Genomic DNA, 9,276 nt, shown 5'->3' on the forward strand with positions numbered 1-9,276 from the left:
GCCGGGGGGTGGCCCCACTCGGCGAGCCGGCGCACCGCGCAGTGCCGCGCCTGCCGGGCCCCGCGGGGCGATGACCTGAACTGGGCGGCGAAGACCCGGGGTTCCGGGTCCCCGGCGCCCCCGGCCACCGGCGCGTACCGCTCGGGTGCACGTCGCCGGGGGATGTCGTTGGAGCTGGTCGTATCTGTGAGCACGGCCTATCCGTATCCCGCCCCGGGGGCGTTGACGCATCGGAGGGTGAAGGAATCGTGACCTTCCGTATACCTATGCGTCCCTGCCCGCTACCCACAGTCGCAGATGGGGAGAAAACGGATCATGACTGCCGGTCGGGCGGGAGGGCGGCGAAGGCCGTCCTCCCGCTCGGGCCGTCCTCCCGCCCGGGCCGGTCAGTCCGCCGCCGGCAGGTGCCGCGCCGCGAAGTCCAGTTCCAGCCGGACCTGCTTGATCCGCTCGTCGACCACCAGGGAGCCGTGGCCCGCGTCGTAGCGGTAGACCTCGTGGACCGCGCCGCGCGCCTCCAGGCGCTTGACGTAGTTCTCGACCTGCCGGATCGGGCACCGCGGGTCGTTGACCCCGGCGGAGAGGTACACCGGCGCCTTCACCTGGTCCACGTAGGTGATCGGGGACGACGCCTCGAAGCGCTCCGGGACCTCCTCCGGGGTGCCGCCCAGGAGGGTGCGGTCCATCGCCTTCAGGGCCTCCATCTCGTCGTGGTACGCCGTCACGTAGTCGGCGACCGGGACGGCGGCGATGCCCAGGGCCCACGCCTCCGGCTGGGTCCCCAGGCCGAGGAGGGTGAGGTAGCCGCCCCAGGAACCGCCGGTGAGGACCAGGCGGCGGGGGTCGGCGAGACCGGAGGAGACCGCCCAGGCGCGGACCGCGGCGATGTCCTCCAGCTCGATCAGGCCGACGCGGTGCTTGAGGGCGTCCGTCCACTCCCGGCCGTAGCCGGTGGAGCCGCGGTAGTTGACCCGGACCACCGCGTACCCGTGGTCCACCCAGGCGGCCGGGCCGGCGGCGAAGGAGTCGCTGTCGTGCCAGGTGGGACCGCCGTGGATCTCGAAGACGGTGGGCAGCGGGCCGCTCGCGCCGGCCGGCTTCTGCACCAGGGCGTGGATGCGGCCGCCGGGGCCCTCCACCCAGACGTCCTCCACCGGCACCGACGCCGGGGCCTTCATGCCGGGCGGGTCCAGCACCACACGGCCGGAGGTGGAACGCACCGCCGGCGGCTCCGCGGCGGAGGACCACAGGTACTCCACGCTGCCGTCCGGGCGGGCGGTGGCTCCGGAGACGGTGCCGGGCGGGGTGGCGATCTCCTGGAGGGAGCGGGTCGCCAGGTCGAGGCGGAACAGCTCGCTGCGGGCCTCGAAGCTGTGCGCGATCAGCAGGCCGGAGCCGTCCGGGTACCACTCGGCGCTCACGTCGCCGGGCAGCTCCAGGGCCAGGTCGGTCTCCTCGCCGGTGGCGACGTCCCAGACCATGGGCTCCCAGCGGCCCCGGCGCTGGTGACCGACCAGGAGACGGGTGTCGCCGTCGACCGGGGCGAAGCCGAGGACCTCCAGGCCCAGCTCCACGGTGCCGCCCTTGGTGTCGTCGAGCTCCGCGACGGTGCTGCCGTCGGGGCGCAGCACGCGCAGGGCGGAGTGCATGGCGTCGCCGTGCTCGGTGTGCTCGACGGCGATCAGCGAGCCGTCGTGGGAGAGGTCGCCGACTCCGGCGGACTCGGTGTGGCGGTAGATCTCGACCGTCTCCTCGCCGGTGCGAGCGAGGTGGACGGTGGTGCCCTCCTCGTCGACGGAGCGGCCGACGACGGCGGTGCGGCCGTCCCTGCCGAGCACGAGACCGGCGGGGTAGGAGGGCTCCAGACCGGGGACGGCCTCCTCGTCCGGGCCGCCGTGGAAGGGCTGGCGGCGCCAGACGCCGAACTCGTCGCCGTCGGTGTCGTCGAACCACCAGATCGAGGCGCCGTCCGGGGTCAGCACGCCGTCGGTGGTGCCGTTGGGGCGGTCGGTGACCTGGCGCTGGGTGCCGGTGACGCGGTCCCAGGCGTACAGCTCGTAGGTTCCTGTCGCGTTGGAGACGAACAGGGAGCGGTCCGGGGCGTCCTCCGCCCAGTCGGGCAGGGAGACCCGGGGGGCCCTGAATCGCTTCTCCCACGCCGGCATGGTCTGCGGCGTCGTCCTCGTCGGCGCGTCGGCCGGCCCGTTGCTGTCAGTCATGGCCCCATGGTGCCTGGTCGGCGGGTGACGTGCGGCCTTCCGCACCAGCCTGTGGACAACTCCCGCCAGGTACATGCCCTCCGTGTCCTTCCCCCGGACGGCGGTGGGCCGGCGGCACGGAGGGCGGAGGGTGGGGCCGGTGGGCGCACCGGTACCGTGGACGGCGTGTACCGGTTTCTGCTGACGCCCCGCTGGTGGGGGATCAACGTCTTCCTGCTGCTCGCCGTGCCGTTCTGCGTGTTCATGGGGACATGGCAGCTGGACCGGTTCGAGACCCGGGTCGACGGCCACCGCGACGCCACGGCCCGCGCCGCCGAGGACCGCGAGGCCGATCCGAGCACCGCGCGTCCGCTGGCCGAGCTGCTGCCCGTGGACAAGGAGACGGTCGGCGACCAGGCCACCGCCACCGGCCGGTACGCGGAGCAGCTGCTGGTGCCGGACCGCGAGGTGGACGAGCGGCGCGGTTACTACGTGCTGACCATGCTCCGCGCCGACGACGGCAAGGCGCTGCCAGTGGTGCGCGGCTGGCTGCCCGGCGACCCCGATCCGGCGGCCGTGCCGGCCCCGCCGGCGGGCGAGGTCACGGTGACGGGGGCGCTGCAGGTCTCCGAGGTGCCCGGCCAGAACGGCGTGCCCGCCGCGGGCGGGCTGCCCTCCGGGCAGACCGGCGCGATCAGCGCCGCCTCGCTGGTGAACCTGGTGCCGTACGAGGTGCACGACGCCTGGGTCACGCTCAACGAGGGCGACGCGGGGATGAAGACGGTGCCGCCGGCGGCCGCGCCGGACAGCGGGCTGGACCTGAAGGCGTTCCAGAACCTCGGCTACACCGGCGAGTGGTTCGTCTTCGCCGGCTTCGTGGTCTTCATGTGGTTCCGGCTGCTGCGGCGTGAGGTGGAGTTCGCCCGCGACGCCGAGCTGGGCATCCTGCCCGAGGACGGCGGTGGCACCACCACCGCCGGCGGCGACGGCGAGGCCGCCGAAGGCCTCCCGGAAACGCCGGAGCGGCGGGAATCCGCTCCCGCCGCTTCCTGAGGTCCGCTTCCTGAGGTCCGCTTCCCGGCCCCACGGGCCGGGTGCCGCCTGAGGTCCTCCCGGCCCCTCGGGCCGGGCCCGGTGTCACGCGCCCGCGAGGATGCCCGTCCGGTAGACGGTGCCCGCACAGGCTCCGGAGACGGTGACCGTGGCCGGTGTGCCGGCGCCGTCCGCGCCCTGCGGGCGGTAGGTCACGGCCACGCTGCCGTCGGTGCCCGTCTGCGAGATGCCCAGCTGCGTCGTCACGCCGTCCGCGGTGGTCTCTCCGCCCGTGGGACCGGTTCCCTTCTCCCCGGCGGTGGTGCCCTCCGTGGCGGGGGGCGTGGTGGTGCTCCCGTCGCCGCCGCCCGTCGGGCTGCCGCCGTCCGTCCCGCCCGACGTCGGCGGAACGGACGGGTCGCCGCCGGTGGGACAGGAGCCGGACGGCACCCAGGAGAAGCGGATCTCGTAGGTCGCGCCGGGACCGAGCAGCAGCCGGTCCACCTGCTGGTCGGAGTCCTGCCGGGAGACGACGATCCGGGCCGGGTCGGCCGCGCCCTGGGCGGTGGCCGAGACGGTGCCCGGGTCGCTCACCGCGCACCCCGCGATCGACGAGTTGTAGATCCGGAAGACGCCCGCGACGCTGCCGTCCGGGGCGGCCGGGGCGACCTCGGTGCCCGAGACCGTCAGCTGTCCCGCCGTACAGGCGGGCGCTCCGGCCGGGGTGCCCGCCTCGGCCCCGTCCTCGGTCCCTTCGGAGCCGGAACCCTTCGCGCCGGCGTCCTCGGTCACACCGGGCAGGCCGGGCAGTTCCCTGCCGAAGCCGCCGGCGGCGCCGGTGCTCAGGTCGTCGCCCTGGCCGCCCTGCGCCTCGGTGCGGCCCGCCACGCTGCCGGCCCGCACGTCCTCGGCGGAGCCCGCCGAGGAGACGTGCAGGGCGGTGGGGAGGGCGGTGCCGGCGAAGAGCGCCGCCGCGGCGACGCCGACCAGTGCCTGGCGCTTGCGGGCCCGCCGTGCGGGCACCGCCTGCCGGAGGTACTCGAGGGTGTGGTCCCTGGGCTGGAGGTCGTCGACGGCCTGGTGCAGCAGGCGCCGCAGCTCCGCCTCGTCCGGACCGAGCCCGGACCCGAGGCTCTGTTCGTCGGGGCGTTCGTTCACAGGTTCGTTCCCACCATGCGGTTCGTGCGGGCTGAAGTGGCTCTGGCCGTCCGGCTGTTCGGCGTCCTCCGGTAGCACAGGATGCCAGGAGTGGCGGGTCCTGCGGGCCCGGGACGGCCGTGAACGGCCAAAACCGGACCCCGGTATGCCGTCGGGTCCGGTCATGCGGTCGCTCCCATCGCGACGCGCAGGGCGGCGATGCCGCGTGATCCGTAGGCCTTCACCGAGCCGACGGATATGCCCAGCGTCTCGGCGACCTGGGCCTCGGTCATGTCGGAGAAGTACCGCAGGACCAGGACCTCGCGCTGCCGGCGCTGCAACCCCTTCATCGCCTTGATGAGGGAGTCGCGCTCCAGCTGGTCGTAGGCGCCCTCCTCGGCGCTGGCCATGTCGGGCATCGGCTTCGACAGCAGCTTCAGGCCGAGGATGCGGCGGCGCAGCGCGGAGCGGGAGAGGTTGACGACCGTCTGGCGCAGGTAGGCGAGCGTCTTCTCGGGGTCACGCACCCTGCGGCGTGCCGAGTGGACGCGGATGAACGCCTCCTGCACCACGTCCTCGCAGGAGGCGGTGTCGTCCAGGAGCAGCGCGGCGAGGCGCAGCAGCGAACGGTAGTGCTCCCGGTAGGTCGCGGTCAGGTGGTCGACCGTGGTGCCGGCCTGGGCCGCCGCCTCGGTTCCGGCGGCGGGCGACGGCAGGGCTGCGCCGTCCCCCTTCCTGGGGGCGGGGACACGTGCTCGGCGCGCCGACGGCATGGGCGCGATCACCGGCATGCCACCCGGCGTGCCGCCGGGTCTGGCGGGCCGGCGGTAAGGGCGCGGGCCGGCGCCACGCGCCGCCGCTGGGAAGTCGAGAACCTCTGCCACGCCCGTTGGACGCCCCGGCCCCCGTGAGGGTTGTACGCCCTCGCCGACCGCTTCCCGAAACTTTCCATCGCCCCGCTCTTCCCCTCACGTCCTCGACCGTCCCCCACCGCCCCGACCGTCCTCACAGCGGGAGGGCGCGGCGTCCCCGTGAACCGCACCCGGCTCCCGCTCCATGAGTCACCGGAGGGGGAAGGAGAATCTTCGGACGGAGGCCGGGGCCACGGCAAGTGCCTTCGGCCGGCCCCGCACACGTCCGACTCCGATCATATAAAGCGAACGCCCCCTGGCCAGGGGCATCTTCGCGTCGTCGGCACGGAGTCGACATGGAAAAGCCCCCTCTTCCCCGCCCGGAAGGACGAGGAGGAGGAGGCTCCCAGTTCCACCGTGGAGGGGCCGTTTTCACGGCCCGTCCACCACGGATCGCCGAACGGGTCCCGTCAGCGCCCGGTGCCGCCGTAGACGACCGCTTCGTCGCTGTCGGAGTCGAGGCCGAAGGCGGAGTGCACGGCGCGCACCGCGTCGTTGACCACGTCGGCGCGGGTGACCACCGAGATCCGGATCTCCGAGGTGGAGATCAGCTCGATGTTGACGCCGGCCCGGCTGAGCGCGTCGAAGAAGTCCGCGGTGACGCCCGGGTTGGTCTTCATGCCGGCGCCGACGAGCGAGATCTTGGCGATCTGGTCGTCGTAGCGCAGCGAGTCGAAGGCGATCGCGGTGCGCGCCTTCTCCAGCGCCTCGATGGCCTTGGGGCCGTCGGACTTCGGGAGCGTGAAGGAGATGTCCGTCAGGCCCGTGGAGGCCGCGGAGACGTTCTGCACGATCATGTCGATGTTGATCTCCGCGTCGGAGATCGCGCGGAAGATCGAGGCGGCCTCGCCCGGCTTGTCGGGCACGCCGACGACCGTGACCTTGGCCTCGGAGGTGTCATGGGCGACACCGGAGATGAGCGCCTGCTCCACCTGCTGCTCCCCTTGCTGCTGCGTCTTCTGGACGAACGGCTCGTTGCTGACCCAGGTGCCGGGCAGCCCGCTGAAGGACGACCGCACGTGGATCGGGATGTTGTAACGGCGGGCGTACTCCACACACCGGTGGAGCAGCACCTTGGACCCGGAGGAGGCCAGCTCCAGCATGTCGCCGAAGGAGATCCAGTCGAGCTTCCGGGCCTTCTTCACCACGCGCGGGTCGGCGGTGAACACGCCGTCCACGTCGGTGTAGATCTCGCAGACGTCCGCGTTCAGCGCGGCGGCGAGGGCGACGGCGGTGGTGTCGGATCCGCCGCGGCCGAGGGTGGTGATGTCCTTGGTGTCCAGGCTGACGCCCTGGAAACCGGCGACGATCGCGACGTTGCCCTCGTCCACGGAGGCCTGGATGCGCCCCGGCGTGACATCGATGATGCGCGCCTTGTTGTGGACCGAGTCGGTGATGACACCCGCCTGGCTGCCGGTGAAGCTCTGGGCCTCCTGGCCCAGGCTTTTGATCGCCATGGCCAGCAGGGCCATGGAGATCCGCTCTCCGGAGGTCAGCAGCATGTCGAGCTCGCGCCCGGCAGGGATCGGTGACACCTGCTCGGCGAGATCGATCAGCTCGTCCGTCGTGTCGCCCATCGCCGAGACGACGACAACCACCTGGTTGCCGCTCTTCTTCGTCTCCACGATCCGCTTGGCGACGCGCTTGATGCCTTCGGCATCGGCTACGGAGGAGCCTCCGTACTTCTGCACGACAAGGCCCACGTGCGCTCCTCGCTCGCTTCGTTTCTCTCCGCGCGCACAGGTGTGCGGCGGTCGATTCAGTCTAACGAGCGGCTGAAAATCCCATCCGGTCAACCGGATGATGAGATGTCCTTTTTGCGTATTGCTTCGCGTACGGCCGCCCGCAGGCGACCGGGGCGGCTCCCGCACCACCCCGGCCGAGGCGCACCTCCCCCGAACGGGTGACGGTAAACCCCTGAGCAGGCTCTACGCGCTCACTCCACCGGCCGCGCCGGCCTACTTCACGCGGCGCAGGCCCAGCGGACCGGCGATCTCCTGGACCATGACCTCGCCCGCGGCCTCCGCCAGCGCCTCCTCCTCGAGGTGCTCGTCGGTGTCCAGGCCGTCCAGCGCCTCCAGGGGCTGGTTGAGCCGGACGTGCGCCACGACGGACTGGAGCGCCCGCAGGGCCCCGGAGGCCATCGCGCCCCAGTTGGAGAGGTAGGAGAACTGCCACCACCACAGCGCCTCGGACACCCGGCCCTCGCGGTAGTGGGCCATGCCGTGCCGCAGGTCGGTGATGACTCCGGCGAGGTCGTCGGAGATCCGGGCCGGCACCGGCGCGCGCCGCGGCTGGTACGGGTCGAAGACCTCGGAGTAGACGTCGACCGGCTCCAGCATCGTGGCCAGCCGCTCGCGCAGCTCGTCCACGTCCGGCTCCGGGCCCATGTCGGGCTCGTACGGCTCGTCCGGCACGATGTCCTCGTGCGCGCCGAGACGGCCGCCGGCCAGCAGAAGCTGGGAGACCTCCAGCAGGAGGAACGGGACCGCCGAGTCCGGTTCGTCGCCCCGGGCGACCTCGGTGACCGCGACCAGGAAACTCTCGATCTGGTCGGCGATCTGGACCGCGAAGTCGCCGGGATCCAGTGCGGTGGAGTGCAGCGTCGCGTCAGACATCTAGGAGTCGTCTCCCCTCGAAGGCGCGGCCGAGGGTGACCTCGTCCGCGTATTCCAGGTCGCCGCCCACCGGGAGGCCGCTGGCCAGGCGGGTGACCCTGAGGCCCATGGGCTTGATCATCCGGGCGAGGTACGTCGCCGTGGCCTCGCCCTCCAGGTTGGGGTCGGTGGCGAGGATCAGCTCGGTGACGCTGCCGTCGGCGAGCCGCGCGAGCAGCTCGCGGATCCGCAGGTCGTCGGGGCCGACGCCCTCGATGGGACTGATGGCGCCGCCCAGGACGTGGTACCGGCCGCGGAACTCACGGGTCCGCTCGATCGCCACCACGTCCTTCGGCTCCTCCACCACGCAGATGACGGAGGGGTCGCGGCGGGGGTCACGGCAGACCGCGCACTGCTCCTCCTGCGCGACGTTCCCGCAGGTGACGCAGAAGCGGACCTTGGCCTTGACCTCCATCAGGGCCTGGGCGAGGCGGCGGACGTCCGTGGGCTCGGCCTGCAGGATGTGGAAGGCGATGCGCTGCGCGCTCTTGGGACCGACGCCGGGGAGTCTTCCCAGCTCGTCGATCAGGTCCTGGACCACGCCCTCGTACAACGCCCTGCCTGCCTTCCTCGTGGCTCCCGGTGGAGCCGCCTTCCCTGCGTACCGTAGTCGCCGCCGACCAGGTCAGAAAGGCAGACCGGGAATACCGCTGCCGCCGCCCAGACCGTCGGCCAGCGGGCCCAGCTTCTGCGACTGGAGCTGCTGGGCGTTGTCGTTGGCGGCCTTCACCGCGGCGACCACGAGATCGGCGAGGGTCTCGGTGTCCTCCGGGTCCACCGCCTTCGGGTCGATCACCAGGGCGCGCAGCTCACCGGAGCCGGTGACCGTGGCCCGGACCAGGCCGCCGCCGGCCTGTCCCTCGACCTCCGTGTTCGCCAGCTCCTCCTGGGCGCGGGCCAGATCCTGCTGCATCTTCTGGGCCTGCTGGAGCAGCTGCTGCATGTTGGGCTGGCCACCACCGGGAAACACGATTCAGCTCCCTGAACTCGCTGGGCTTGTCGGCTACGTGCATGGTGTGCGCGGTGTGCGTCGTCCTCGCGTTGCTCCTGTGGTCGTACGACACACGCCACGACACGTCTGTCCTGAGCGGGCGGAAAGATTCACCCCTCCTGAATGAGCCTACGCGGTCGACGCGGAGGGCGCGCCGTCACACTTTCGGGTGAGCGTGTCGGGGGTCCTCCACCTGATGACGGGCCACTTCCGGGGGGTTACCGGTTTCAAACCGGTGCCTGCACCACTCGTTGGGGGGTAGGAAGGTTGCCGACACCGGAGCACGCCACGTGACCACGGAGTTACGGAGCGTACCGGGCGGCGGCCGGTGGCGACCCGGGCCGTGGGGG

At 72.3% G+C, this 9,276-nt stretch carries 8 protein-coding genes and 1 pseudogene; 1 reads left to right on the forward strand and 8 read right to left on the reverse strand.

What is annotated here, in order from left to right; translation table 11 throughout:
• A pseudogene (locus tag HW445_RS33485) lies at window positions 1-194 on the reverse strand (ATP-binding protein); the annotation flags it as partial.
• Window positions 195-386: 192 nt separating this feature from the next.
• Complete coding sequence (locus tag HW445_RS09975) at window positions 387-2,219, reverse strand: prolyl oligopeptidase family serine peptidase (protein WP_180220671.1); 1,833 nt, start codon at window positions 2,217-2,219, stop codon at window positions 387-389.
• Window positions 2,220-2,384: 165 nt separating this feature from the next.
• Here HW445_RS09975 and HW445_RS09980 point away from each other — a divergent pair, with 165 nt between their 5' ends.
• On the forward strand, window positions 2,385-3,251 hold the full coding sequence (locus HW445_RS09980) for an SURF1 family protein (protein ID WP_180220672.1): 867 nt from the start codon (window positions 2,385-2,387) through the stop codon (window positions 3,249-3,251).
• A gap of 84 nt (window positions 3,252-3,335) precedes the next feature.
• Here the strand turns inward: HW445_RS09980 and HW445_RS09985 are convergent, their stop codons facing one another.
• From HW445_RS09985 to HW445_RS10010, 6 genes are all read right to left on the reverse strand, one after another.
• Window positions 3,336-4,388, reverse strand: a complete 1,053-nt coding sequence (locus HW445_RS09985; protein ID WP_308798772.1) for a hypothetical protein — start codon at window positions 4,386-4,388, stop codon at window positions 3,336-3,338.
• A gap of 161 nt (window positions 4,389-4,549) precedes the next feature.
• Window positions 4,550-5,251, reverse strand: coding sequence for a SigE family RNA polymerase sigma factor (locus tag HW445_RS09990; protein WP_180220673.1), 702 nt, complete (start codon window positions 5,249-5,251; stop codon window positions 4,550-4,552).
• A gap of 437 nt (window positions 5,252-5,688) precedes the next feature.
• Complete coding sequence (locus HW445_RS09995; RefSeq protein ID WP_180220674.1) at window positions 5,689-6,981, reverse strand: aspartate kinase; 1,293 nt, start codon at window positions 6,979-6,981, stop codon at window positions 5,689-5,691.
• Between the two features lie 255 nt (window positions 6,982-7,236).
• The gene (locus HW445_RS10000; RefSeq protein ID WP_151773440.1) at window positions 7,237-7,896 is read right to left on the reverse strand and encodes a DUF5063 domain-containing protein; all 660 of its coding nucleotides are present in this window, start codon (window positions 7,894-7,896) and stop codon (window positions 7,237-7,239) included.
• Complete coding sequence (gene recR, locus HW445_RS10005; protein WP_151773441.1) at window positions 7,889-8,488, reverse strand: recombination mediator RecR; 600 nt, start codon at window positions 8,486-8,488, stop codon at window positions 7,889-7,891. The genes HW445_RS10000 and recR overlap by 8 nt, the downstream gene beginning before the upstream one ends.
• A 72-nt stretch (window positions 8,489-8,560) precedes the next feature.
• Window positions 8,561-8,905 (reverse strand): YbaB/EbfC family nucleoid-associated protein, encoded by a 345-nt coding sequence (locus HW445_RS10010; RefSeq protein WP_151773442.1) that lies wholly within the window; start codon window positions 8,903-8,905, stop codon window positions 8,561-8,563.
• Window positions 8,906-9,276: the final 371 nt, after the last annotated feature.

Origin of the sequence: Streptomyces sp. UH6 (assembly GCF_013421635.1) — a bacterium.
In the GTDB taxonomy this organism is placed as follows: Bacteria; Actinomycetota; Actinomycetes; order Streptomycetales; family Streptomycetaceae; genus Streptomyces; species Streptomyces abyssomicinicus.

Excerpts from the sequence above, each read along its gene's own strand:
- HW445_RS10000 (WP_151773440.1), bottom strand. The coding sequence starts at position 7,896 with ATGTCTGACGCGACGCTGCACTCCACCGCACTGGATCCCGGCGACTTC.
- HW445_RS09975 (WP_180220671.1), bottom strand. The coding sequence starts at position 2,219 with ATGACTGACAGCAACGGGCCGGCCGACGCGCCGACGAGGACGACGCCG.